Source organism: Bradyrhizobium sp. 154 (assembly GCF_023073875.1).
In the GTDB taxonomy this organism is placed as follows: Bacteria; Pseudomonadota; Alphaproteobacteria; order Rhizobiales; family Xanthobacteraceae; genus Bradyrhizobium.
On the sequence record NZ_JADPKG010000100.1, the window covers coordinates 1 to 26325 of the forward strand.

The 26325-nt window shown below is 58.0% G+C and carries 15 protein-coding genes and 5 pseudogenes; 15 read left to right on the top strand and 5 right to left on the bottom strand.

Going from position 1 to position 26325, the window contains the following annotated elements:
• On the bottom strand, positions 1-137 hold a 137-nt coding region (locus IVA92_RS22640; protein ID WP_247279864.1), incomplete at its 3' end, for a transposase.
• 1067 nt (positions 138-1204) lie between these two features.
• On the opposite strand from IVA92_RS22640, the gene IVA92_RS22645 reads away from it, so the two are divergent.
• The 5 genes and pseudogenes from IVA92_RS22645 to IVA92_RS22665 all read left to right on the top strand — a co-directional run bounded on the left by IVA92_RS22645 (position 1205) and on the right by IVA92_RS22665 (position 8522).
• Positions 1205-3691 carry a CoA transferase gene (locus IVA92_RS22645; protein ID WP_247279855.1) on the top strand — a complete coding sequence of 829 codons (2487 nt, stop codon included), beginning with the start codon at positions 1205-1207 and terminating at the stop codon, positions 3689-3691.
• A 499-nt stretch (positions 3692-4190) separates the two neighbouring features.
• The gene (gene ectB, locus IVA92_RS22650) at positions 4191-5453 is read left to right on the top strand and encodes a diaminobutyrate--2-oxoglutarate transaminase (protein ID WP_247279865.1); all 1263 of its coding nucleotides are present in this window, start codon (positions 4191-4193) and stop codon (positions 5451-5453) included.
• A 42-nt stretch (positions 5454-5495) separates the two neighbouring features.
• Positions 5496-6371: pseudogene (locus IVA92_RS22655) on the top strand (enoyl-CoA hydratase-related protein).
• A 523-nt stretch (positions 6372-6894) separates the two neighbouring features.
• Positions 6895-7641 (top strand): hypothetical protein, encoded by a 747-nt coding sequence (locus tag IVA92_RS22660; protein ID WP_247279856.1) that lies wholly within the window; start codon positions 6895-6897, stop codon positions 7639-7641.
• Between the two features lie 137 nt (positions 7642-7778).
• Positions 7779-8522, top strand: coding sequence for an aminotransferase class III-fold pyridoxal phosphate-dependent enzyme (locus IVA92_RS22665; protein WP_256464975.1), 744 nt, complete (start codon positions 7779-7781; stop codon positions 8520-8522).
• A gap of 108 nt (positions 8523-8630) precedes the next feature.
• On the opposite strand, the gene IVA92_RS36090 is transcribed toward IVA92_RS22665, so the two are convergent.
• Positions 8631-8780 (bottom strand): isocitrate lyase/phosphoenolpyruvate mutase family protein, encoded by a 150-nt coding sequence (locus IVA92_RS36090; protein ID WP_346658131.1) that lies wholly within the window; start codon positions 8778-8780, stop codon positions 8631-8633.
• Positions 8781-9177: 397 nt separating this feature from the next.
• Here IVA92_RS36090 and istA point away from each other — a divergent pair.
• From istA to IVA92_RS22695, 5 genes and pseudogenes are all read left to right on the top strand, one after another.
• A pseudogene (gene istA / locus IVA92_RS22675) lies at positions 9178-10711 on the top strand (IS21 family transposase).
• A gap of 11 nt (positions 10712-10722) precedes the next feature.
• Positions 10723-11418: pseudogene (istB, locus tag IVA92_RS22680) on the top strand (IS21-like element helper ATPase IstB); the annotation flags it as partial.
• 849 nt (positions 11419-12267) lie between these two features.
• Positions 12268-12462: pseudogene (locus IVA92_RS22685) on the top strand (helix-turn-helix transcriptional regulator); the annotation flags it as partial.
• A 747-nt stretch (positions 12463-13209) separates the two neighbouring features.
• A complete protein-coding gene (locus IVA92_RS22690) occupies positions 13210-13797 on the top strand; it encodes a hypothetical protein (RefSeq protein ID WP_247279857.1) in 588 nt (195 codons plus the stop codon).
• Between the two features lie 937 nt (positions 13798-14734).
• The gene (locus tag IVA92_RS22695; protein ID WP_247279858.1) at positions 14735-14950 is read left to right on the top strand and encodes a hypothetical protein; all 216 of its coding nucleotides are present in this window, start codon (positions 14735-14737) and stop codon (positions 14948-14950) included.
• 19 nt (positions 14951-14969) lie between these two features.
• Here the strand turns inward: IVA92_RS22695 and IVA92_RS22700 are convergent.
• Positions 14970-15553: pseudogene (locus IVA92_RS22700) on the bottom strand (transposase); the annotation flags it as partial.
• Positions 15554-15872: 319 nt separating this feature from the next.
• On the opposite strand from IVA92_RS22700, the gene IVA92_RS22705 reads away from it, so the two are divergent.
• The 4 genes from IVA92_RS22705 to IVA92_RS22720 all read left to right on the top strand — a co-directional run bounded on the left by IVA92_RS22705 (position 15873) and on the right by IVA92_RS22720 (position 23454).
• A complete protein-coding gene (locus tag IVA92_RS22705; protein WP_247279867.1) occupies positions 15873-17150 on the top strand; it encodes an aminotransferase class I/II-fold pyridoxal phosphate-dependent enzyme in 1278 nt (425 codons plus the stop codon).
• Positions 17151-17339: 189 nt separating this feature from the next.
• Entirely contained in the window at positions 17340-18128 is a 789-nt protein-coding gene (locus IVA92_RS22710) for an SDR family NAD(P)-dependent oxidoreductase (RefSeq protein WP_247279859.1), read from the top strand.
• A gap of 374 nt (positions 18129-18502) precedes the next feature.
• Positions 18503-20956, top strand: coding sequence for a CoA transferase (locus tag IVA92_RS22715; protein WP_247279860.1), 2454 nt, complete (start codon positions 18503-18505; stop codon positions 20954-20956).
• Positions 20957-21984: 1028 nt separating this feature from the next.
• A complete protein-coding gene (locus IVA92_RS22720; RefSeq protein ID WP_247279861.1) occupies positions 21985-23454 on the top strand; it encodes an aspartate aminotransferase family protein in 1470 nt (489 codons plus the stop codon).
• 303 nt (positions 23455-23757) lie between these two features.
• Here the strand turns inward: IVA92_RS22720 and IVA92_RS22725 are convergent, their stop codons facing one another.
• Complete coding sequence (locus tag IVA92_RS22725) at positions 23758-24012, bottom strand: hypothetical protein (protein WP_247279862.1); 255 nt, start codon at positions 24010-24012, stop codon at positions 23758-23760.
• A gap of 1476 nt (positions 24013-25488) precedes the next feature.
• Positions 25489-25833 carry a hypothetical protein gene (locus tag IVA92_RS22730; protein ID WP_247279863.1) on the bottom strand — a complete coding sequence of 115 codons (345 nt, stop codon included), beginning with the start codon at positions 25831-25833 and terminating at the stop codon, positions 25489-25491.
• A 355-nt stretch (positions 25834-26188) separates the two neighbouring features.
• Between IVA92_RS22730 and IVA92_RS22735 the strand changes: the two genes are divergently transcribed.
• A partial coding sequence (locus tag IVA92_RS22735) for a transposase (RefSeq protein WP_247279864.1) occupies positions 26189-26325 on the top strand: 137 nt, incomplete at its 3' end.

Below are 26325 nucleotides of genomic sequence, written 5' to 3' on the forward strand. Positions count from 1 at the left end.
AACTCTTTCACCCATTTGCGCAGAACGTTCTCATGAACATCCAGGTCGCGCCCGGCCTGCGCCACCGACACCCCACGCTCCCTAACCAGCTTGACCGCCGCGATCTTGAACTCGCGACTGAACTTCCGTCTCTTCATCGGCCACCTCCGGCTTCATGAAACACCTAATCTCGGTGTCCATCAAACCGGCAGCAGCTCAGCCTGCGCGACCTAAGTCACAAGGTGGGAACGTGACGGTACCCGGCGGAGATACACGGGACGGCCACTGAGGCGCAATGCTTATTATCACAAGGGCCGGTTTTTAGCTTGGCGGCCATTCTACCTCAGCCGAAGCATCGAAACAAACTACTGCCCGCATCTCCCTGCGGTAGGCCTGGAGCTTCTCCAGAGCTGGCAGATCAGCGACTTCTTCCCCGATCAGATCATGGCGCCGGCGCTCGTTCTGCGGTTTAGGACACGCAATTAATCTTAGTGCCGAAGTAGATAACAGAGTTGCGCTTCAGCATTGCAGCAGCAACGGTATATCAATAAACATCATCAGACTGTTTCTGCTGCTGCTCGCGGGCCGGCATAGTTGGCTGCATGCGTGATGATGGTGTCCGAGGGGCGGTGCGCAATGCTAAATTGACGCGCGATCGTAGAGCAACATGGGTGCGCTATGTGGTGTCGACTACCTTGTTTGGTAGCTCCCCAAGCGAAGCACCTAGTTGTATTCTGCTTCAATCACGGACGCGGCAGGGCTGACGCCAGCTAAGCCGCGCTGTCGTACCGACCATCCTAGTGATTGGAGCTGGTGACTGTTTGGCACATGAGAGATTGGAATGCGACAGTGGATCGCCCTCCCGCACCGAGCGTACCCGACCGAACACATCGGATTACTGAACTCGATATCGATTATATCGTCCGGATCTGGCGGAGATCATCACGCCGCAGGGCGATATGTCCTTGCCGAGCCCAACCGGTGTACAGATCGCGAAGTTTCGCACAGCCTGCCAAGACAGAGCTGTTCATCGAATACAGCAGACTTCGACATCTTGGAGACGGCCTTGGATCAAGGGACTATGCGCTCGTGCCGCTGTCGCCGTCGCATCGCCGCACAAACATCTTTTATCGGTACCGCGGCAGAGCCGCGCTTGTGGTGCGACAAGCTCGCGTCGCCTGCTAGGTGAATTCCTGAGTATCGGTGCGTGTGAAAGGAGCGGTCGATGGAAGTGTTATCACATTTGCGGGTCGTCGAGATCGGTAGCTCGCCCGCGACCAGCTATTGCGCGCGCATGTTTGCGGATTTTGGGGCCGATGTTCAGAAAGTCGAGCCGAGAGCCGGCGATGCACTTCGCCGCAGCGCGCCGTTCACGCCCGGTAACCACAGTGCGTGGTTTGCATTTCTAAACTTCAACAAATCAAGCATCGTCATCGATACCAGCGCCCCGAACGCGACCACACGGCTGATGGAGCTGATCGGCGATTGCGACATTCTGGTCGATGGGCGCGATGTTGATTCGGCAGATTGCCCACCCATTGATATCGCCGCTATCCGGCAGCGACGCCCCGGGCTGATCTATCTCGAAGCGAGCTGGTTCGGCCGCGAGGGCCCCTATGCCGGATTCGCTGCCACCGATTCAACAGTGCGCGCACTCGCCGCTCTCATCAAGCTCGTTGGACCTGCCGAGGGCCCGCCTTTGCACGTACCGGATTTTCAGACGGGTATCCTCGCCGGCTTGTGGGGCTTCATCGCCACCGCTTCTTCGGTTGTTGCGCGAATGCAGGGTGCGACAGGGCGCTCGTGGTCGCTCAGCATTTTCGAGTCGAATCTCGCTCTGTCCGAGTATCTCATGTTCGAGGCGCTTGATTGTGGCGACGTGATGCGCCGGATGGGCATTAACCGCTTCTGGCCGAACTTTCCAGTCGGCATTTATCCAACTAAAAAAGGTTGGCTCGGCGTTTCGACCGTCACGCCGGGACAATGGCGCGCGTTCTGCGATATGCTCAGCTTGCCCGAATTGCGTGATGAGCCGGCGCTGGCCTTCAACGAAGGTCGCCTGCGAAATGCCGACGTTATCGAACGACAGTTCATTCCGAAGCTGAAAACACGGACTGCACTCGAATGGTTTGCGGAAGGGTTAACACGCAAGATCCCGATCGTACCGGTGCCGGAAATATCCGATCTCCTCGAAGACCCGGAGCGACGGGCTCGCGGCGCAATCGTGCCTGTCCGGATGGGTGAAGAAGGAGGACTGACGGTCGGCTCAATGCTGCGACTGACATCGACCCCGCCACGGCAGGGCGGAAAAGTGCCGGCCGCGGGCGAGCAGCAGGTGTTCGCAGGCAGCCGAACGGACGCGTCTGACAAATCTGATGTGGCTCTGAGCCTACGTGCTGATCGGGGACCTTTGCACGGCATTCGAGTCGTCGACTTCACAATGGGTTGGGCGGGCCCTCTTTGTACGCGCACACTGGCCGACCTGGGAGCAGATGTGATCAAGATCGAGGCCATCCAGTATCCGGATTGGTGGCGCGGAGTTGACCGGCGTCCTGGCTACGTGACTGACAAAATGTACGAAAAGGCGCTCTGCTTCTGCATGGTCAACCGAAACAAGCGGGGAATTACACTCGACTTGAAGCGCCCGCAGGGGCTCGCTCTTGCAAAACGTTTGTTGGCAGGAGCCGACATTGCAGTTGACAATTTTTCAGTCGAAGTCCTCTCAAGACTCGGGCTTGGTTACAACGTGCTGAGGGCTCACAACCCCCGGCTGGTCATGATGTCGATGTCGGCATTTGGGACGAAAAGCGCCCATCGCGAGTGCCGAGCCTACGGCTCAACCCTCGAGCAGGGTTCAGGGCTTCCCGGTGTGATCCGCACGGCCGATGGACTACCCGTTATGACTCACATCGCTCTTGGCGACCCCGTCGGAGGTTTGAACGGTTGCGCAGCGGTGCTGGCTGCATTGATTCATGCGCGCCGGACTGGGCAAGGCCAGTTCATTGATCTAGCCCAAGTCGAATGTCTGATGCCGTTCGCGGCACCATGGATCACGGTTCAGTCTATCAGCGGCTTGCGGTGTGCCCAGGCCGCGTCGCCGCTACACTGTGAAGTTGCACCACCGCCCAAATATGTCAATCGACATCCACAATTCGTGCCACATGGCTGTTTTCGGTGTGCGGGCGGAGACAAATGGATCATAGTTGCAGCTACCGACGATGACATGTGGGAGAGGCTTGCCACGCTCATTGGTCGAACGGACTGGGCGATGGATGCATCGCTGAGAATTACCGGGGCCCGTCGAGCCATTGAGGACGAAATTGAAAGAGCCATCGAAGCTTGGACGGTCAATCGCGATGAGGATGACGCCATGGCCGAATTGCAAGCCGCAAAAGTTGCATCCGGTGTAGCCCGCTTGCCGATTGACCTGCTAAAAGATCCGCATCTCCGCTCGCGTGGCTTTCTGCAGGAACTCGAACGCCCCTTCATCGGCGTTCATCCGCAGCCGTCGATGCCCATTCGTGACAGCGCAAAGCCTTATCTGGTCCGCACGGCGGCGCCAACGCTCGGACAACACAATAGAGAAATCCTGTCTGAGCTTCTTGGGCTCTCCGACGACGAGATCACGCAATTGGCGAAAGATCAGATTATTGGCACGACCATGTTGTCCGAGCCAGACTTCGCAACCGAAAAGAAGATGTACCGAAACTAACCGGTCGTACCATGTCCAGTGCATTTTGGCCCACTTTGCTCCAGGAGCACGCAAGCTCGAGCGACTTCAGGTCTCTACCCGCTGAGTGCAGAGGCCTCTACGGACTTGTCACGGAGCCACCTTGGAGCGGGTTACGTGTCGATCCAGGATAATGGACAAGTATGCACGGGAAGCGTCCTTATCGCGCAAGAGAACCAGCCTCCCACTTCTATGCGGCCGCTGCTGAAGACGAAGCGAGCGCGCGTACTGCGGTCATCGCTGAAAGACGCTCAATCCTAGTGCTCTGATCCTCCGAATAGCGAACACGCCTTGCGCATGATTCTGGGGCGGAGACTACTATCAGTTTTGCCAGCTTCGTTGCTCCTGGATCTCAGGTAATGGACTTGCCGGGATAGAAGCGGCGAACCTTGGTCTCACCAAGGACAACTCACTAGTTGGCTGATCACTTGCCTTGGCAAAGAGGTGATATATGGCTAGAGCGATGAACGGATCGCATAAGATTCAAGCGTTGGATGAGCTGGAGTCGAATGTTCGCTCTTACTCTCGCTCGTTTCCCGCAGTCTTTAGCCGAGCACGTGGCTCAATTATGTTGACGGAGGATGGTCGAAAGGTCGTGGACTTCCTCTCCGGAGCTGGAACGTTGAATTACGGCCATAACAATCACAGGATTAAAGGTGCCATCGCTGATTATCTGGCATCGGACGCCGTCGTCCATGGCCTTGACATGGCAACTCCCGCAAAGATCGACTTCATGCAGCTTTTTAATATCGTCATACTTGCCAGGCGAAATTTGGAGTACTGCTTCCAGTTTACGGGGCCAACCGGAGCCAATGCGGTCGAGGCCGCTATCAAGCTCGCCCGCAAAGTCACAGGACGCCAGAATATTGTCTCATTTACGAATGGGTATCATGGCATGAGCCTCGGGGCCATGGCCGCGAGCGGTAATCGCGCTTGCCGGACAGCCAGCGGCGTTGCGCTATCCGGTGTAACGTTCATGCCGTACGACGGCTATCTTGGTCCTGACGTCGATACAGCGGACTACCTGCAAAAAGTGCTGGCCGACGAGAGTAGCGGCATCGATTGCCCAGCTGCCATCCTCGTCGAAACGGTCCAAGGCGAAGGAGGTATCAACGTCGCCGGCAGAGAATGGTTACAGGCAGTTCAAGCCGTAGCGAAGAGTGCCGGCGCTCTGTTCATAGTTGACGACGTCCAGATGGGTTGTGGTCGAACGGGCCATTTCTTTAGCTTCGAGTTCGCTGATCTGTCGCCAGATCTCATTGTCTTGTCAAAATCCCTAAGCGGCTACGGCCTGCCACTGTCGATGGTGCTGATCAAAAAAGAGTTCGACGCATGGCAGCCGGGAGAACACACTGGTACGTTTCGCGGGAATAACCTTGCGCTAGCCGCGGCGATGGCAGCGATAGATCTCTATTGGCGGGACGAGACCTTCGGGCAAGAGGTGCTGCGGTTAGGAGAATTTATGCGGCACCGGCTCGAGACCATCGCAGTCAAGTACGGAAATAGCTTTGCGGTCCGGGGCCGCGGCATGGCGTTCGGATTTGATTGCCAAATACCGGAGATTGCAGCCGCGACAGTACGCGGTGCCTTCGAGAGAGGACTGATGGTCGAACGATGCGGACCGGCCGATCAGGTCGTGAAATTCTTGCCTGCACTTACGATCGATTGTGAAACGCTCGATCACGGCCTTGAAATATTCGATCAGTCATTGAATCAGGCGCTGAAACGGACCAGGTCTTCGTGACCAGACGCATAAAGAGCGCGTGTCAAGCGGTGAAGCAATACCATCTACGAGACGATCAAGTATGAGATTGACGAGAAATCCTCACGATTACGCTGAATCGACCAGACAAGCTGAACGCCTGTACCGCTCTCATGAAGCGAGAAATCGTCGATGGCGTTCGATGCGCCGATGGATAATGACGTCCTCACAGTCGTTGTTGCCGGGGCCGCGCGTGCCTTTGCGCTGGCGCCGACCTTTCCTTGGGCGGCGATACATTCGATCCGGACGTGCGGCGCGGGCCAGTGAAGCGGCTGCCCGATGGGAAGGTGGACTACAGCGGTTTTATGGTCAGCGACGCTGGGGGCAAGCTTGCAATCCGGATATTCAGGTCATTCAAGCGTGTAATCGCTGCTGTTAATGGAGCGTCGGCATGGGGCGACGATGCAACCTGCGATGGATATTCGGGTCGCCACTGATGCCGCGCGCTTTGGCTTCGTGTTCTCGCGGCGTGGGCTCGTTCCGAGGGCGCCTCAAGCTGGTTCTTACGCCGCGTGGTCGGCATTGCCCAGGCGCTCGAATGGTGGTCCTTGAGCCGCCGGATATTTTCGGCAGAGGAGGCTCTCGCCGGTCGCCTGATTAACAGGATCGTGCGACAGGACGAACTGTTGCCAGCAGAGCGTGCGTTAGCCGTTTAGATCGCGGAGAGGACGGCACCTGTGTCACACTAATCCGGCGGATGATGTGGCGCATGCTAGGCGCCGACGACACCATGGAAGCTAGAAGCTTGAAAGCCGCGGCATGTATGCGCGCGGTTGTTGCGCTGATGCCAAGGAGGGAGTGGTGGCTTTCCTGGAAAAGCGACATGCCGTATTCAAAGACAGGGGCCCAGCGGATCTGCCGGACTATTTTCCGCCGTGGACGGAGCGCGAGTATAAGTAAGCTTTGCTCGCAAGCGCAAGCCGTATGCTGCCTACCGATTGTACCTCTTTAGACGGGGGGCAGTTGGAGCCCTACCTTTCAAATCCGCCTAGAGTAGGCACTCGGAGCGCCGCTCCTGTGGTTGTAAGCCAGAACCGGCGAGTGCCTCTCGAGCGGCCAGGTTCTGGCGTGACGAGAAGCTGCAGGCCTGGCTTTTTGTAAAGAGACCGCGCGATCGCTTATGCAATACGCTGGGTCGCGTGCGGCTGTCGGTTATTATGCCCGGCTGAGCACGCCACTGCTCTGTCGCGGAGTATGAATCGTGTCGTACTGCGGTTGCAAGGTTGTGAGGCATACCTCGCGCTAGGTTGACCCGATCGCCTGAAAAACGAAAATCGCATGCTTGTCAAATTGAGTGGCTCGCAGCAGCAAGAATCCATCGTCGCCAACCGAAGTAGGTAGTAGCGCGGTTCGCGGCCGACGCTGTACGCTGACGGTTCCGTGTAGCCATTGAGATGCTCAACAGGACAGGACAAGCGCAGCCATGAAAAGCGTAGTCAACATTCTGAACGTCTCACGCTTTATTCGGATATATGATGATCTAGCCGCTCAGAAAGGCATCAAGCTTTCGGTCGGATTCGATTTTGATAAGTATGTTAGCATTACGAGTGCTCTTCCGACTAAAAAGCGGACATACCCAAATTTCCGGCCAGATCGATCGCCGATCAAGCCGGGCCAGGGTTATTGGATGATGGGTCTCGACAAGCTAGACGATGTGGTATTGGTGGAGGCTGCGCGGCTTTACGATCTGAAGGATAGCAACTTTGCATCGAATCTTGAGTCCCTGAGGGCGTTCTATGCCGATCCCGCAATGCATGCGCATCCTCAAGATCGCTGCAGGTGTACCGCGCCGACGGCGAGGAAGATTACTGGAAAGGTCGCTTATCACGGGGATTTTTGGTTACGAAAAGATTTCAGAGGCCAGGGCATGCCTGAGATCATGGCTGCAGTTTTACGTGGTATTTCGTTCGCGATGTGGAACCCGGACTTCGTGGTCGGACTGGCAGAGCGCTGGCTGCTGTCCAAAGGTGTTCTGGCGCAATACGGACATGCGCACTACGAGGAAGGTGGGTCGGTGCTGCATCTCATTGAAGAGAACATCGTGGATGACGACTTGCTTGTTTGGTTGACCTCGGAGGAACTGCAACGACTTGTCGATCATCATGACAAGAATGAATTGAGCGCCTCTCCGCGAGATCCCTCGCCAAGTGCCGAAAGGCAGGCCATCTAGCCAGCCGGTCGCTGTGTGAGAAGAGTACGCCGACCGGTCAGCAGACGTTCAACGTCGCAAGAAGAATATGGGTTTCTTGAGACAACAGGCTCACAGGCAATCGCGCCGACATCGAGAACGGTTAGCGACGGGATAAGCTGCGCCAGCGATCACACAAAAGCGGCCTGATCGCAAAGCTGGAGGGGGCGTATCATGGCGCCTACGACTGGGCTGAGGTAAGTCTTGCAGCGACGCCGGACAATTGGGGCAGTCCGAGTGGTCCCAGGTCGACGCCGTCCTATCGCGGAATGCCCGCGAGTGCGCTGGATGATGTCATTGTGATGCGGTTCAATGACGCCGATGCCGCGCGCCGATTGCTGTCTTTGCACGGCAGGGATCTTGCCGCTGTCATCATAGATCCACTGCAAAGCCGCGCAGGACTAATTCCACCAAAGCCTGACTTCTTGGCGGCAGTCCAAGAGACCGCTCGTATGAACGGCGTTCTGGTAATTGCTGACGAGGTGCTGAATCTTAGGCAGAGCTTCGAGGGAGCGTCGGCCTTGTATGGTCTCATTTCGGACCTCATCACAATGGGGAAGATCATCGGTGGCGGCTTGCCGATTGGAGCAATCGGTGGTCGGCACGAGGTCATGGAAGTATTTGACGCCTCCGCCGGTCGGCCACTGCTCGCGCAAGGTACATTTTCCGCTAATCCTCTCTCCATAACGGCTGGGCTTGCCGCGATGCGGCATTTAGACCATGCGGCCCTCGCACATCTTGAAGACCTTGGAAACCTTGTCCGGGATGGGATTGCGCGCAGGGACGGTCCTCGACCGAGCTGTTCGAGCACTACAAGCGATCGGGGCTCGATGGAAGATTCAATGTTCGCAATGCTCTCTTGAGCTGCGCTGCTATCGCAGACGCGCCGCATTTCAGCTGCCGTAGCTCGCATGGACTGATTGCTCCAGACGATTGTGGAGATGCGCGCTTCGATAGGCAGAGATTGGCGTTCAAGTACGTCGGAAATTGCCGAAGCCGCCGTCACCGTCAACGAGCACAGGTGGCTCTGCTGAGGCCACTATGCGTTCGACGCTCTGGAGGAACTGGGTCCATGAAGCTTCATTGGCGTCACGATAGCCGCGCGAACTGGCAATCGACAAACCAGAGGCCCAGGTCCCCTTGAATCCTCAGCGCTGGGCAATCGTGGCAGACAGGCCAGCACGCGCTTCCATCAGAAACGACAGATCATCATTCGAGCAGGCCCGGGCGCGAAGCATTCGACAAGCGACTGCCGTGCGCATTTGGCGACTTGCTGTAGGCCCAACGGCTTGTGGTTGATGCTGCATGCCTAAATGCGGATTCCGCTCGATGTCGCCCATCGTTCCGAGATGATCTCGCCCACCATTCCGATGTGAAGTCGCCCACCCGTTCCGAGACTATCTCGCCCGGCATTCCGGGATGATGTCGCCCGGGTGACGCGGCCTCTTCTGGCTCCCATAGGGTCCGTCCTTTCGGCTTTGCGAAGGGGGACCCTGGATGCCGACGGAGAGGCTTGCGATGCGCCGTGTCCGCGATGTGATCAGGATGAAGGCGGCTGGGCTGCCGAGCCGCGAGATTGCGCGGCGGATGGGCGCGGCGCCCTCGACAGTGCGGTTGACCATCCGGCGGTTCGAGGCAGCAGGCCTGAGTTGGCCGTTGCCCGACGAACTCACGGACGCGGCCCTGGAGGCCCGCCTGTTCGCCAAGACCGGCAACGGCAACCGGCAGGGTCACCGCCGCATCGCCGAGCCCGACTGGGCGGCGGTGCACCGCGAGCTCAAGCGTAAGCACGTGACGCTGTCGATCCTGTGGGAGGAGTACATTGCCGCCGAGCCCGGCGGATACCGATACTCGCGCTTCTGCGAGCTCTGCCGCGCCTGGGAGGGGCGCCTGTCGGTGACGATGCGCCAGCGGCACGCGGCCGGCGACAAACTGTTCGTCGACTACGCGGGCGACGGCGTGCCGGTGGTGGTCGATCGCCTCACTGGCGAGCGGAGGACGGCGCAGGTCTTCGTCGCCGTGCTTGGCGCCTCGAACTTCACCTATGCGCAGGCGACGTGGACGCAGGGGCTTGCTGACTGGATCAGCGCCCACGTCGGCACCTTGGCGGCGATCGACGGCGTGCCGGCGCTCTTGGTGCCTGACAATACCAAGGTCGCGGTCATCAAGAACGAGCCTCTACGACCCGCAGATCAATCGCACCTATGCGGAGATGGCGGCGCATTACGGCACGGCCGTCTTGCCGGCGCGACCACGCAAGCCGCGCGACAAGGCCAAGGTCGAGCAGGCTGTCCTCATCGTCGAGCGCTGGCTGCTCGGCCGGCTGCGCCACCGTGTCTTCTACAGCCTCGCCGAGATCAACGAGGCGATCGGCGAGTTGCTCACCAGGCTCAACGAGGAGCGGCCGATCCGGCGGCTCGGCGTGACGCGCCGCCGGCTACTCGAGGAGGTCGACCGGCCGGCGCTCAAGCCGTTGCCGGCGAGCCCCTACGTGCGAGCCGAGTGGCGTATCCGCCGCGTGAGCCTCGACTACCACGTCGAGGTGGAGAAGCATTACTACAGCGTTCCACATCGCTTCGTGCGTGCCGAGGTCGAGGTGCGGTTCACCGCCCGCACCGTCGAGATCTTCCACAAGGGCGAGCGGATTGCCGCGCATCAGCGCATGAGTGGCAATCACAAGCACACCACCGTGCCGGAGCATATGGCTTCCAGCCATCGCCGCTATGCCGGCTGGACCATCGTGCGCATCCGTCAGGACGCCGCCGCGATCGGCCCGGCGACCAGCGCATTGTGCGACCTCATTCTCGACGAGCGCTCGCACCCCGAGCAGGGGTTCCGCGCCTGTCTCGGCTTCCTCAGGCTCGCCGCGTCCTACGGACGCGAGCGCCTGGACGCGGCAGCCGCGCGGGCGATCGACATCGGCTCGCGCACCTATGGCTCGGTCAGATCGATCCTCGCCAACAATCTCGATCGGCGTCCTGCTCCCCAGCGTTCCGCGGACGACCTGCCGATCCTGCACTCCAACATCCGCGGACCGCGCTACTACAATTAGGAGATGATCCCTTGCTCACCCATCCGACCTTCGACCGGCTCAACGCGCTCGGCCTGCACGGCATGGCCAAAGCCTTTGTCGACATCGAGGCCACCGGCGAGGCCGCGAGCCTCGGTCACGCCGAATGGCTCGCGCTGCTGCTCGAACGCGAAGTCTCGCTGCGTCACGACAAGCGGCTCGCCGCCCGCCTGCGTCACGCCAAGCTGCGCCAGCAGGCTTGTGTCGAGGATGTCGACTACCGCACCCCGCGCGGTCTCGATCGCGCGCTCTTCGCCAGCCTCGTCGAGGGCCGCTGGATCGACGACCACGCCAACCTGCTGATCTGCGGTCCGGCCGGCGTCGGCAAGAGCTGGATTGCCTCGGCGCTCGGCCACAAGGCCTGCCGCGACAATCGCTCTGTCCTTTACCAGCGCGTCCCGCGTCTGTTCGATGACCTGGCGCTCGCCCGCGGCGACGGCCGCCATCCGCGCCCGCTGCGCGCGCTCGGTCGCGTCGATCTGCTCATCCTCGACGACTGGGGCCTGGCCCCGCTCGATGCCGGCTCCCGCCACGACCTCTTGGAGATCCTGGAGGATCGCTACGGCCGCCGCTCCACCCTCGTCACCAGCCAACTCCCGGTCGACCAGTGGCACGCGCTCATCGGCGACCCCACCTACGCCGACGCCATCCTCGATCGCCTCGTCCACAACGCCCATCGGCTCGATCTCTCGCGAAAGCTTGCGTCGAACCCGGCAATCCGCCTGAAAGGCCTGAGCCCGTGGCGCTGTGGACATGCCGCTTCGCTTGGACAACGCCAAGGCGTTGCCCACATGCCCACAGCAACCGCAGCAGAAGAAAAACAGATTCAAGCCCCGATTCCAGATTGACCACGCGGCTTGACCGATGCCAGAGAACCAACCGGCCAGAACGCCTCGCCCCCGGGCGAGATCAAATCGGAGAGGTGGGCGACATCGTCTCGGAGTCCCCAGGCGACTTCAAATCGGTACACCCGGGCGACTTCGTCGGAATCCGCACCTAAATTCTGGAAGCCGATCCTCGATTCGCGCCAACGTCACAGTTCATGTCTTTTTGGGGAAACGCCGATCATGACCAGCATTGGTAGTTTTTTGAGACGCGCAGATTTGCATAATTGCGGGGGGCGGCGCCGAAGGCAAAGCTTTCGCTTTCGGTTGAATGGGATTCCCCAAAAGGCTGGAAAGAAGGGCCTTGGTTGCAAATGGATGACCTGGGTTCGCGAGCCTGGTCCTACGGCCCAGGAGAATTCCCCACTCCTTGGAAGGAGGAGTATTTAGTGAAAGGGCGATATCCGGCTCACGTAGATTTGGACACAATATCGACAGCCACGATTCTCGCAGTGCTGATGTTATGTTTGCGACATATGTCGCAAGCCCGTCGACAAGGCTGCAATGGAATGGCGGCCTCGCGCGAATGTTGAGGCAATCGTCGAGGAAGTCATCCTACTTCCCCGTGTTTGCTGGCGCCACTGAGTGGCATCGCATTTGCTAATGGCTCTCCTGTTCTGTCGAGGCCAGGAGAAAATCATGGCGGATGTGCAAGAGGTTGTGCTGTCGGAACGGGAAAAACAGTGTTTGCGATGGATCGAGCAGGGAAAGTCATCATGGGCAATCGGAGTCATCCTGAACGTGAGCGAGAACACCGTCAACTTCCATGTCAAGAATGCGATGCGAAAGTTGGAAACGACCAGCCGGACGCAGTGCGTGGTCAAGGCGCGGCGTTTAGGTCTTATCTAAAGTAGCGGCCGCTTTGGCGTTGCCGCTGTAGATCTAGCGAATGTAAGGGGTAACTGTCGGTTGCTCCGGCGGAATGCGAGGCGGATCACGCACTGCAGCTGTCGAGCTATGGACGGCGCTACAATTTTCATCGCCGATCGTCACGGCGCGCTGTGGACCACTAGGCGAGGTTAGATCCGGGGCATAACGCTCTTGAAAGCTCGACGGCCAGTCGGCTGCCTAGGTTAACGTAGTGATCGGTCCGTCCCCCCTGCTGCGGACGCCAGCGGTCATATGCGTGTGCACAAATTTGAGGAGAGTTGATCGTGGCAGCTCCGCTACTGAAGTCGTCGTCATCGGAAAGCCGGTTTAGACGGCTGGGACTTCCGCGAATCCATTTCCAAAAGCGTGCTGTTCGTGGAACTTGCGCCATATTCCAGCGTCTGCGCTGATCCAAGCGCGGGCGATTCTCACCAAGCTGGCTGGCTTAAATGCAAAAGGTTGCGTACTTCCGATGATATAGCGGATAGATAAGCTCGAACATGTTTGCGGCGGACGCGCCGCTCCGGGCGTTTCTGAGTCTCTGTGCGCAAGAGATGGGCTTAGGCCCGCGACGCCTTCCAGCTCAAATGATCGATGCAGATGAAACCGACCGGTTCGTTGAATTGTGGTATGATTCCGTAATGAAACGCGTGCCAGATGGATAGTCGATGGTGCGTTCTTCTCCTGGCTTAGGCTGTCGCACGAAGCGAGGTAGGACGGCTAAAGATGCTTACCTTGAAGGTTGCAGTACGCACGCTCAAGAACATCGTTTGCGAGTGCCCGGCTCCGACGGGGCGGCGAATGCAGAAGGGCAGTCAATCCTTTGTGTTCTGCAGTTCATGGCCTGGGAATTTCGAACTCGATCTCACGCGCCACTTCGATGATGTTCTCTGGACCGCCTTCGTTCTTGAAGAGAGCGTATTTCAGAGCTTCAGCGCGGTCGATAAAAAGCCGCCAAACGCGCCGCGTGTTTCGCGAGCAACCCAGTTGCCGGCCCGATTTCTGCCGACAAAAACAATCGCTCCAATATGGGTTGTTTCATATGAGTGTGAGCTGTCATCTGAGCAAAGCGTCATGGTGATTCAGGTCCTCGATTCCCATTCAAGTGACTGCGATCCCGCCGTTCTCCGGCTCGCGATCGGAAAGCGAATGTCGGATTTGTCGTGCTACTCACATCGCAAATTCGAAACCAGCATGCGACTCCAAAGTTTCGGCTATTGGCCGCCAATCGGCTCTGGCCTTGCCTGGGCAGCAAATATTCCTCAAGCTGGAGGAATCGCTCAAACGGCAACGGAGTTCTACTATCAGTTCTGATTGCACAGGTTGGAGCTCATGCGAGTAGTCTGTGATCAGAATGGGAGCGATACGATCAAGTTCATGTGCTATCTACAAACCTCGTCCGTGAACATGCCGGGAAGTGTATGTCGCGCACACCTCGTGAGTATGAATCCGTTAGCAGAACACGGGCCGGATGCCGGCGGACTATGTGTTTCGTGATGCTCTCGGCTCGGCAATACGCAAGACGGGCTACACCTCCTGTCTCGCTCAAAAAGGCCCGCGCTGATTAAAGGGAGCGGCCCCGCTTACGGCTCCAGCTTGACATGCGCGCCGGGCTCGAGTGCCGGGCTGGGCCAATTCCTCGCCAACCGAAGTCGCCGCGCAAGTGATCACCGATGCTGCAAAATCATTGACTTCCTCCGCAGTCGGCGTCGGAGCGCCCGCAGTCGTTGCAGGAGAAGCGGACCCGCTGGAGTGCGTCGATTTCGCCGCGGCTTGGAGGGCGCGGCACCTATCTTAGGTAAAGTTCTTATCTTCTCGCGCAGCAGCGATCAAATCGACCGCGCTTGTTGATGGCGGGGAATGATTGTCGGAGGAAGCCGCGCGCGTAATCTTCGCTAGCTACAGCAGGGGTTGATCAGATTTGGTCAGCTGCGCCTGTGAGCTGCCCAGGCAACCTCTGGGTACTGCGGAGCTGTTGGAGATGTTCGCTTCACGCGGCGTCCGCCTGCGGATGGCCTTCTGCGCCTGGAGCGCGGCTCGCCTTGCGGTAATCAGGGATTATGCCAAGCCCGCTAATGAGGCTTTTGTTGCTGGAAACAGCTTGCTCGAGTTCATCAATTTTTTGCCACGAGCGCCGAATGCCCCCCGCAATCGGAGAAGATTTGTGACAGAGGCAGCGACTGCCTTTCTGGCGCGCTGACTGGCAGCAGCAGCCTCATGACCTTGTTTTCCGCAGATGGAAGATTCACCAATGATGCGGCGTCTGGTCGGCGATCACTACAACGATCTCTGCCGCCTCGAAGAACGGATCCGCCAAGTGACAAGGGAGATCGAAGCAGTCGCTAACCGAGAGGACATCACACGCCGGCCGAGCTTACGACATGTTGATCCAATTGTTTCGTCATCACTGTTCCCGAGCCTTGCGAGCCAGAAGCGTCAGGTGAAAGCAGGATTCCTGCGTTCGTAGAGTGCTCCTGGCTTGTTCAAGAGACGACGTGGAAGCGCCGGCCGTTAGCGAACTGGCCGTGAGCAAGTCGCGCGCTGAATCTGACCTCCACCAAGATCGGGGCCCGGGTCCCCACGCCTTGCGCCGAGCAGGTCCGGACGGCCACTCTTCCTCGCGATAAAGCCGGTAGATCCGGTTGATCCCCGACGGCGGTCTCCCGCCGACGAACAGCCGGCGTTAGCCGAAATGCCTGCGCTCGTTGGCGAAATCTCGCAGCCGGCTCCCAGCTCTGCCTCAGGAGGGCGGCTGGAAAAATGGCGGATCATCTTCCGATTCGCGCTCACCATCGAGCAGGGCCGCCGTTCCGACAGGCTCTCGACGACCTGCAGATGCGTGACGGCAGCGCGCTTGGCGGCGGGCCCTACCATTTTTTGAAAGTAGCTCGCGAAGCGCGGCCGCATTGAGCATCTGCTCACCCCGAGCTTCTTCAGCTTCGCGTTATCCTCTTCCAAGGCCTTCAGTCGTTTCGGCCTCGGAGACCTCCATACCGTCAAAATTGGCCTCCCAATTGTAGATCGTCGCCTCGGAAATCCAATGCTTGCGAGCATGGTCAGCTGTCTTCGCCTAGCCTCATGTCCAACCACCGCTATAATGGCAGAAGGGTAGCCGGCGTGGTCCAGCCTATGCCTACCACAGCAAGGCGTTGCGCGACTACGAGATGTTGATTGCCTACGAGCGATTTGTGTCGCAATGGAAAGCGCGGCAATTACATGTCCGCCCTGGCCTATCGGACTTGGTGGCTGCCCAAGCAAACTCGCCAATGGTTAAGTCGCTTTTGAGAAAGAAGGCAGTTGAGCTGCGCAAAAATCCAGTACAAGCGGTCGCCCAAGTGCCGACCGCGCTACTCAGCCGTCCCCTCCAACCGCATGCAACGGAGCATCAAATGCCACAGCGGAGCTCGCTCTCTGAGGATGGTCGGCCGGCCGGACATTTTCGCAACACTGCTTACATGATCAAAACGAGCCGTCCCTATTTCGATGCAGCCCATGAGGCAGGTCTCATGGCCATCTACGGACGTTCGACGATGGGGCGTGCTTTCGCTCTTGGCTCAGGTTCACTTGAGGGGCGACCGGAAAAAATTGATTTCGTGCGATGTTCATATCTTGGCTTGGACAATCATCCCGTCATTGTCGCTGCCGCGATCGACGCGATCGAGGCGCATCGGTCGTTGCATTGGTCCTGCGCACGAACGCGGCTCAATTTCGATCTTCTGGCAGAACTTGAAACAATCCTGTCGGAGATGTTCTCCGCACGCGTGATCGCCTTTTCCACTGTCATGCTCGCGAATCTAGGTGCGATGCCACTCCTTGCGTCGGGCGAATTGACTGGTGGAAGAAAGCCGCTTGTCGTGTTCGACCGCCTTGCGCACTTATCGCTGGCCTATCACAAGCCCGTGGTTGCTGATGAAACGGGGGTGGAAACAATTGCGCACAACGACCTCGACGCTCTGGAACGCTTGTGCCGCAGCCATTCAGCGGTTGTCTATGTATGCGATGGTGTTTACTCCATGGGAGGAGATGCGCCGCTCAAGGAGCTGCGTCAACTCCAGGAACGGTACGGGCTCTTTCTTTATATCGACGATGCGCACGGCATATCGATCGTCGGACGCCAAGGGGAAGGATTTGCTCGCTCTCAGTTTCCGGAAGTCTTGGGGGACCGCACGATCATAGTAGCCTCGCTGGCCAAGGGCTTTGGCGCATCGGGCGGCATGGTGATGCTCGGAACGGCTGATCAAGAGACGCTCTTTCGAAGGTACTGCATTCCCTATGCGTTTTCCGTACCCCCTAACCTGGCGGCGGTTGGCGCGGCGCTCGGATCGTGCAAAATTCACCATTCGGCAGAACTTGGCGATCGGCAGCGGCGGTTAGCGCAGCGTATCAAGGAATTCGATCGTCATGTTGCAACTGGCCAGCAAGGAGAGTTATTCCCCATAAGGATGATTGCAATAGGATCGGAAACCAAGGCGATTGCAATCGCCAAGTTACTCCTCGATGCCGGCTTCTATACTTCGGTGACATTCTTTCCGACGGTCCCGCAGGGAGAGGCAGGGATCAGAGTGTGCATTACGGCCGATCATGAAGACAAAGATATAGCGCGATTGTGCGACTGCATCTTGGAAGCTGTGGCTCAAACGACGGGAAAGCCATACCCTTTGAGGTGATGTAATGATTCAGAGGACGAATTCATCGCGCTGCCCGGTACGGTTTCTATCACCTTATACCAGGAAGGCTGATAAAGGCTCGTCAAATCTCAATCCATTATTCGACGCCCTAGACGTCTGTGGATTGTTCGGGCCATTGTTCTCAACAGGGCGTTACTCGCTCGTAACGCCGGTTGCGATTGTCTAAACATGCCGAAGCCAGAAAAACTCGGCGAGCAAAGCGAGCGGCGGGTTGCGCTTGTGACTGGAGGAGCGCGCGGGATTGGACTGGAGATCGTACGCCGGTTGTTGGCCGATGGCTATCGCGTCGCCTTTGTTGCGACAAAAGCAGATCATGTGAAGCGGGCGCTTAATATTCTCGGCTGCGCGGAAGATCGGCTCTACGCCGAGAGCATTGACGTAACTCGACACGGTGATGTGCAGGGATTTGTTGGCCGTATCCAAGAGCGTTGGGGCGAAATAGGGATTTTGGTAAACAATGCTGGCATCTCCCCCAAGCGCGTGGACCAAAATGCACCTTGGCTTTCGCAGACGTCGCTCGATGAATGGGCGCGGGTCATCGAGGTTAATCTCAGCGGCTCCTTCATTCTCATGCGGCTCTTGGCGCCTGCAATGATTGCGAAAGGCAATGGACGCATCATCAATGTCGGGTCACTCGCGGGGCGTGCTATGCCTATGATCGCTGGGCCACATTATGCCGCTTCGAAGGCGGGAATGGTCGGCCTAACCCGCGCTGCCGCGCGGGATCTCGCGCCATATGGTATCACGGTCAACTGTATCGCTCCTGGACGGATTCTCAGCGATCTGACTGGACCACCCGAGGCCGCGGTGAACCGCACGGCTCTCAGCAGAATTCCGGTCGGCCGTTTTGGAACTGCTGAGGAGGTGGCGCATGTCGTAAGCTTTCTGGCCTCGGCGATGGCGGGGTTTATCACGGGCGCCACCATCGATATGACAGGCGGCGAGTTCGCCGCGTAAGCCGATGCATTTCGCGTTTGAAAGTCGACAATGCTGGAGTCGCCCGCGCTCACCGTGTCCTCAACTGTCTCGCGGCGCAAACGGCATATAGTCGCGCGGGTAGATGGAGAAGATGGATCGACAGGAGCGAATAGGTCAATCGGAGACGGGCTCTTCTCGTGTCGGCTTTCATGCTTTCGCGATGGTTAGTATCAACCAAGTCATCGCTTTCGGAAAGATGCCAGCGCTGGATGAGGGCTTGTACGCACTGGATCGCAGTCCGGCCTCTTCCGCCGATGGCCTGGTAAACCGCACCACGCTCGCCGCGTCTGCAAGCTAGCGTCGTGAGCAAGTGACATTGCGCAGTATCAGATCGATGGAAAATGGAGCCCCAGATGGAAGTGTTTTCTCATCTGCGCGTCGTCGAGATCGGTAGCTCGGCGGCAACCAGCTATTGCGCGCGGATGTTTGCCGACTTCGGTGCCGATGTTCAGAAAGTCGAGCCGCCAGATGGAGATCCACTCCGCGCTAGCGCGCCACTCACGCCTTCTGGCCAGAGCGCTTGGTTTGCATTCCTGAACTTCAACAAGTCGAGCCTTATCATCGATGTCACTGACCCAGACGCGGTTGCGCAGCTGACGGCGCTGATCGAAGAGTGCAACATTCTCATTGATGGCCGCGATATTGATCCCGCAGAGTGCCCTTCCATTGATATCGCCGCGATCCGGCAGAAACGCCCCGGGTTGATTCACCTTGAAGCAAGCTGGTTTGGCCGCGAGGGGCCCTATGCAGGATTCGCCGCAAACGATTCGACGATACGCGCGCTCGCCGGCCTCATCAAGCTGGCTGGACCGGCCGAGGGTCCGCCATTGCACGCACCGGATTTCCAGACTGGTATCTTAGCTGGTCTGTGGGGCTTCATCGCGGCGGCTGCTTCGACGGTTCCGGGAATAAGGCCCAGTGGGAGACGATGGTCGTGGTCGCTCAGCGTCTTCGAATCGAGCCTCGCCCTCAGCGAGTACCAGATGTTCGAGGCGTATGAGCACGGGGATGTGATGCGGCGAATTGGCATAAACCGCTTCTGGCCGAACTTTCCGATCGGCATCTACAAAACAAAAGAGGGCTGGCTCGGCGTTACAACAATCACTCCGGCGCAATGGCGGGCGTTCTGCGATATGCTGGGGCTATCCGAACTGCGTGACGATCCGTCCCTGTTCATGGGCGCCGATCGTCTGCAACACATGCAACGGATTGAACGACAGTTCATTCCGAGGCTGAAAACGCGCACCGCGCGCGAGTGGTTTGCGGAAGGACTGAAACGCAAGATCCCGATCTTACCGGTGCCCGAAATGCCCGATCTGTTGCAGGACGCGGAGAAGAGAGAGCGCGGCGCGATCGTGCCTGTCCTGCTTGGAGAAGAGGAGGGCCAGACGGCCGGCTCGATGCAGGGGCTGACACTGACACCGCCGCGCCGGGGCGGCAAAGTTCCGGCCCCAGGGGAGCAGCAGAGCGTAGCGCATATGGGAAGGCGGTTCACCGGCACCGTGTCGTCATCGTCCGACCTCATCGACGCATGCGGGCCACCATTGGAGGGAATTCGCGTCGTCGACTTCTCGATGGGCTGGGCGGGGCCCTTGTGTACGCGCACACTGGCTGACCTTGGTGCGGACGTCATCAAGATAGAGGCCATCCAGTATCCGGACTGGTGGCGTGGCGTTGACCGACGGCCTGCTTATATCGAGGACCGGATGTATGAAAAGAGGGCGCGCTTCTGCATGGCAAACCGGAACAAGCGCGGCATCACCCTTGACCTGACGCGACAGCAGGGCCTCACTCTTGCAAAGCGGCTTGCTGCGGGAGCTGATATTGTCGTCGACAACTATTCGGTCGATGTGCTGCCCAAACTCGGGCTTGGGTACGATGTGCTCAGAACGCTCAATCCGCGACTTGTCATGATGTCGATGTCAGCCTTTGGCACGAACAGCACCAGCCGCGCTTGCCGGGCCTATGGTTCGACTCTCGAGCAGGGCTCAGGGTTGCCGAGTCTGATCGGCAAGGCCGGCGGGCCTCCCGTGATGAGTCACATTGCCTTTGGAGATGCCGTAGGTGGGTTGAACGGCTGCGCTGCAGTTCTGGTTGCGCTGATCCATGCTCGCACCACCGGGCGGGGGCAGTTCATTGATCTTGCGCAGATCGAATGCATGCTGCCGTTTGCAGCCCCATGGATCACGCTCCATTCGATCGACGGTGCGCCGCCGGTAAAATACGGCAATCGACATCCGCAGTTCGTGCCGCATGGCTGCTTCCGGTGTGCCGGTGAGGACAATTGGGTCATAATAGCCGCGACCGACCAGGACATGTGGCAGAGGCTTGCCAGACTCATTGGGCGGCCAGACTGGGCCAAAGACGTTTCGCTGAAAACCGCTGAAGCTCGCCGTGATAGCGAGGATTTGATCGAACAAGCGATCGCAGCCTGGACGATCACCCGCGATGCGGACAAGGCAATGTCCGAGTTGCAGGCCGCAAGGATAGCGGCCGGCGTCGCCCGCCTGCCAATTGATCTGCTCAGTGATCGGCATCTCAAATCGCGCGGCTATCTGCAAGACGCCGAACGCGCTTTCATTGGCCGGCATCCGCAGCCGTCCATACCCATTCGGGAAGGTGAAAGGCCCAATGCAATCCGCAGAGCGGCACCAACACTTGGACAGCATAACAGAGAGATTCTATCAGAACTTCTTGGGCTTTCGGACGCAGAGATGGCGCAGTTGGGGAGAGACGGTATCGTCGGCACGGTGATGCTTTCCGAAGACGAGCTCACAAGAACAAAGAAGGTGTCGCCAATCCCATAGGTTAACACGACCACCCAGGTTGCCGAACGCTCCTCTTTCAGTCCGGCCAACCCGTTTGGGTAGAGAGTCTTGGTGGCAGGCGCAACAATGCACGATTGCATGGAGCGATGGGCGCGAACAAGGCTAATCATCGGCTGTCCTTACACCGATATGATATGGCCGTCATCGCCTGACGGCATCAACCGCGGTGCGCACTTCAGCAGTCCGAGCCGTGCACTGAGCTGTGTGTGCAGCGACACAAAAGCGTCAGCGACCTGTGGCCATCGTCCATAGCCATGCGGGGACTTCCGATTCAGACTGCTTCTGATCCTCGAAGCGAATATGCCTCCTTGTACGTGTTCCGGATAGGTCGGACACAAGCCTCTTCCGACTGCCGACGAAGGCTGATTGCGATCGCCCACTCGGGCAGCGACGAATATGTTCTTCGTCCAGCCCAGTAGCGCAGCTCAGGCTCGCGATCATATACTTCCTCGCAAATCAGTTTGGAACCCTAAGAAGCCACCGGCGTGATGAGTAGATCCGGCTCGGGGGTAAACTTCCGCGACGCGAAGAGAAAAGATACTGTGGCGTGTCCGAATTCTCCACCCGGCTGCAACGAGTAGGCGGATCTTTTGTTGGGCGGCATCTTCAAACCGATGCTAACGAGACGTTTCCCATTAAAGGTCCAATTATCACCAGAGTAGGTAGTATCGCGATCTAACATGAATGGAATACGGTCAGCTAGCAACTCGCCGTCCGCTGTGATGCAGCTAATCGGAAGGTATCAGCAGAATCGCCACACGCGGCCGTTAGGTAATGCCATCTCCCACACCAATGGGTCTTTGCGGCGCATGGGCCAGACGCTGCAAGCAAGGCGCTTTACTGTGAGCCCGCGAGGATACAAGCGAGTACCGAACAAATATCAAGAAGAAATTGGCGACGGCGGCGGCGGTCCGGTACGAAGGGCAGCTATTCTAGTTCAAGTGATGTTCCGGCCGCTGCGATGAGCAAATTGGCTCGATGTCACTCAGGAGATCCTCCGGCACTCCGTGGAAGCCGCACAGCAGGGCCCGAATTTTCTTGGTTTGCGATGGCTGTTGTCGGCCTACTCGGGACAACCTCAAGAAGGCGATGAGGATGTTGTGAACCAAAATAACGCAGATTCCAATGCGGCGGCAGAAGTCTTGCGCGCTGGCAGGCGGTCCAACGAAAGCTTTGCCCGGGCGCAAAGGGTCTTCCCCGACGGCACCTCGCGGGTAACGATTGAGCGAGATCCAACTCCGCTCTACATTGAGCGTGGGATGGGCAGCTATGTGTTCGATGTCGACGGCCGCCGGTTTCTCGATCTCAATTGTAACTTCACGACGTTGATCCATGGACATGCCTTCGGCCCCGTTGTGGAAGCACTAACCCGTCAACTCCAGCGCGGCAGCTGCTTCGCAAATCCGACGGAGAGCGAGATCGAGCTCGCTGAATTACTTTGCGAGCGCATTCCCGGAACTGACCGTGTTCGCTTTGTTAATACCGGAACCGAGGCCGTCCTATTTGCGATCAAAGCTGCGCGGGCCTTCACTGGACGTTCGAAGATTGCCAAGCTCGAGGGCGCCTATCATGGCGCCTATGACTGGGTCGAGGTCAGTCAAGCGGCGGCACCGGACGATTGGGGTGACGCCAACCAGCCCAACTCGACCGTCTTCTACCGCGGTATGCCTGCAAGCGTGCTCAATGAGGTGGTTGTGCTGCGCTTCAATGATGTTGAAGGCGCACGCCGCTTGATATCATCAAATGCGCACGATCTTGCCGCCGTCATTCTGGATCCGATGCCGAGCCGCGGGGGACTCGTTGCGCCGAAGCCTGAATTCATGGCCGCGGTGCAGGAATCTGCCCGCAAGAACGGGATTCTTGTGATCGCTGATGAGGTTCTCAATCTTAGGCAGAGCTTTCAGGGTGCTTCCGCACGTTACGGCCTTGTTCCGGACGTCATTGCGATGGGCAAGATCATCGGCGGAGGTTTGCCGATTGGAGCAATCGGCGGCCGCGAGGACGTAATGAAAGTATTCGATGCAGCAATGGGTCGGCCACTGCTTCCACAAGGCGGTACGTTCTCTGCCAATCCTCTATCCATGACAGCGGGGTTGGCTGCCATGCGTCATCTCGATCATTCGTCTTTTTCACATCTGGAGATCCTTGGGGACATTGTCCGGGACGGGATCGGCCGGGCCATCTCGAACCTAGGCGCTCCGCTCTGTGTCACAGGTGCCGCCTCACTCTTCCGCATTCATCCGAGGGCAGAAACCCCAAGCGACTATCGCGAGATCTATCCCACGCCTGCCGGAGTAACTCTAATGAAGGAGCTAACACGCTTCTTTGCGGAGAACGGCATCATCCTGCCGTATGGTGCTGCCGCATCGATTTCGTCACCGATGACGCGTGCCGACGCTGAGTTCATCGTCGACGTGTTCGCAGGCTTTCTCGATAGCCGTCAAGACATATTGGGCGAGATAAAGGTACGCAACTGAACGACATGGCAGTGCTTTTCGGCAACATGCCGCTAAATGATCTTTAGCCAGGGTCTATGTTCGCCGTAATCTTGCTTGGCGAGGCTCAAAGAAGGTATTCAGGTTTCCGCCGGGCTATAGCCACGCGTGACCCCGGGGCGGCGACAGCGGCCGACGAGATCCGACTTGCTTCCCCTCCTTGAGGCGCAAGCTCGACGTCCCTGTTTCACTGCTCGTGATCGCACTACAGCCAATCTGCATCCTCACATAAGGGCGTGGCGGTCTGCTTACGGGGGCTGCAGCAAAGCCAACAACCTTTCACAATTAAGCCGATCGGCAGGCCGCGCGCCTCTGCGGATCGTGGGGAATATCGAGTTCGATCTCGCGAGATACCTCGAGGATAGCTTCTGGATGTTGGCCATTCTCGCCGAGTGCGTATTTGAGCGCTTGCTCCCGGCTCGCGAATAAGCCACCAAAAATGCCGTTCTGTTCGCGGACGACCCAGTTTCCGAAACGATTCTTGCCAACAAAGATCCTCGGTCCGCTGGAGCTTCCGGAAGGATATTCAACAAGCTTCATAACAATTGACCATCAGTTTGCAGCTTCATGACCTGGCAATCAATCGGCTCGTCATGAGCGGATCGGTTGCTGCGTGTTCTGTTCCTGATAGAGCTCGCCGATTTCGAATGCGAGAAATAGCTGATGAGGCTTACTACTGCGCCCGCCTTTGAGTTGTTCGCTAGTTTCGAGCAGCACGGTGCCATGGGTCTGTGTCTGTTTAGATCTGCTGCACTTTTCTTGCTCCCACAAGGTGCGCCGGCGAGAACGACACTTAACGTTCGCCGCCGCAGTGGTGCCAAGCACAAAACTGGTTGTTGAGGTCGGGATTGTCGGCCTAGCTCGCTTGTTGCTTCCAAGCGCGAACTGCACCGCTCCGGCGAGGCACCGTACGTGGAATTTGTGGGTGTTGATGAAATAGCTGGATCATCTGTCGGGCTTGGCATCTGCAGCTCCGTTCTTGGAGGCTTCAGAAATGGCGGGATCCGTACCGGAGAACTGTCACCGTCATCTCGCATGATCGTTGCAGATCGCAGCAACCAATTGCGACGCTCTAGTCGCGAACCATTCGTCCAGAAGGCCAATCTACAGCAAACACCGGGCGGGTCACGCTACCAATTCTAGGGAAGGCAGGTCGCTTTCGTTTTTGGTGGAAATGAATAAACGGTACCTACCGCATCAGACGCCTTTGCTTCTCTTCACCAACAGTGTCAAGAAAATGAGCGAACTAGGATTGTAAGCTGGCGAATGCATAAGGAGGACCTTGGAAATATGCGCAAGACTCTCCGGACCGCGTGCTCGCCTCGCCGAAGACGGTAAAGAAATCAGCTAAAGCTTACGTGTTCAGCGGCGCGCCAAGGTGTTTCGTAGGTTCGCTTGGTTCGTACTGTTAGCCTCAGGGGTTCACAGCGAGAAATTGTCCGGCGAGGCTTCCTTTGCGTCCGCTTTTCCTCCAAAGCTCTCGATAGGTCGTCGCACTGTCGGGTCTGCTGATGTTCGCCGGCTGCTCAAGACGCTAATGCCAGTCCAAGAACTACAAAACGGGGGTTGGCTTGGCGCCTTTGCGAATTCAGGCCGGAGCACCACAATGAGTAGGCCGAGGCGGGAGCCAAGTCGCTGATGATCTTGAGCGGAACGCTCAGAGAAAAGTATTCTCTGCAGTCTGGCAAGCCCATCACTCTGCAACCTGCGCCACGTTCAACTAAGATAGCTGCGTCTCAATCCAGTCCGAGTTTTCAGGCTGTGCGGCCCGATCCGAGATCGCAGATTTTGCGGCTAACGCGACCCAGCTCATGCCATACGACGAGCCACATGCCGCCGCCTATGTCCGTCTGCCTTGCGAGCCTGTCTTTCAGAAGCCTTCAGGGCATGACCGTCAGTGGTGTTAAGTCATGCCACACCTCGTTTGATTGTCGCGTTAAATCCGTACTCAGAAGCCGAAGGTCCAGTGTGTTGAGGCCGGCCGGACGTTCTTTTGCGCGAGCAGCGCCTCTCATCCTATATATCCTTGAAAGACGCCTCTTTTGAAAAATGGAGGAAGTTGCAGACGTCATGATGCTCTGCATTGTTCAGGCGGAAGCCATAAGCGGATATGCGATTTCTGAGAAAGATCGGATCGAAAGCGAACGCCTGGAAGCCGTTGGAGCAGTCTAAGCGAACATAGTCATCGGTACGCGCCACACTCTGAACCTCGATGCCACAAAGATGATAGTACTTCAGACGTGCTACGGTGGCCCTCTCGCTGGTTGAAAACAGCGACACGGCGAGATCAAGGGGCGATTGGCAGACCAGTGCAAGAAACTCCAGTGGGGCATCCATCAGCAGGATGCGGATTGGATACATCTATCCGTGAGATAGGTGGGCTTCTGCTCATGTTCATTCATCCCACAAATGACTCCACGAAGACATGTTGACGCGTGCCAGCGGCGTGAGAGCCGTCATCATCATACGTCAGATGCTCGATGCAAGTCGTTCTTCGTAAAGACGGATAACGGCGTAAATGGACCAGCGTTCGCTTTGAGATCAAAGTAGTTGATCGGAGCGTATCTGGTGATGAAGGTGCAGTCGGGGCGGCTTTCCCTCCCTTATGGGGCGCCTTCAGAACTGAAAGGCACTCATCGTCAAGAGTCGGTCAACTGAGCTGCTGCCGGTTTGATGGACGCCGAGATCAGGTGTTTCATGAAGCCGGAGGTGGCCGATGAAGAGACGGAAGTTCAGTCGCGAGTTCAAGATCGCGGCGGTCAAGCTGGTTAGGGAGCGTGGGGTGTCGGTGGCGCAGGCCGGGCGCGACCTGGATGTTCATGAGAACGTTCTGCGCAAATGGGTGAAAGAGTT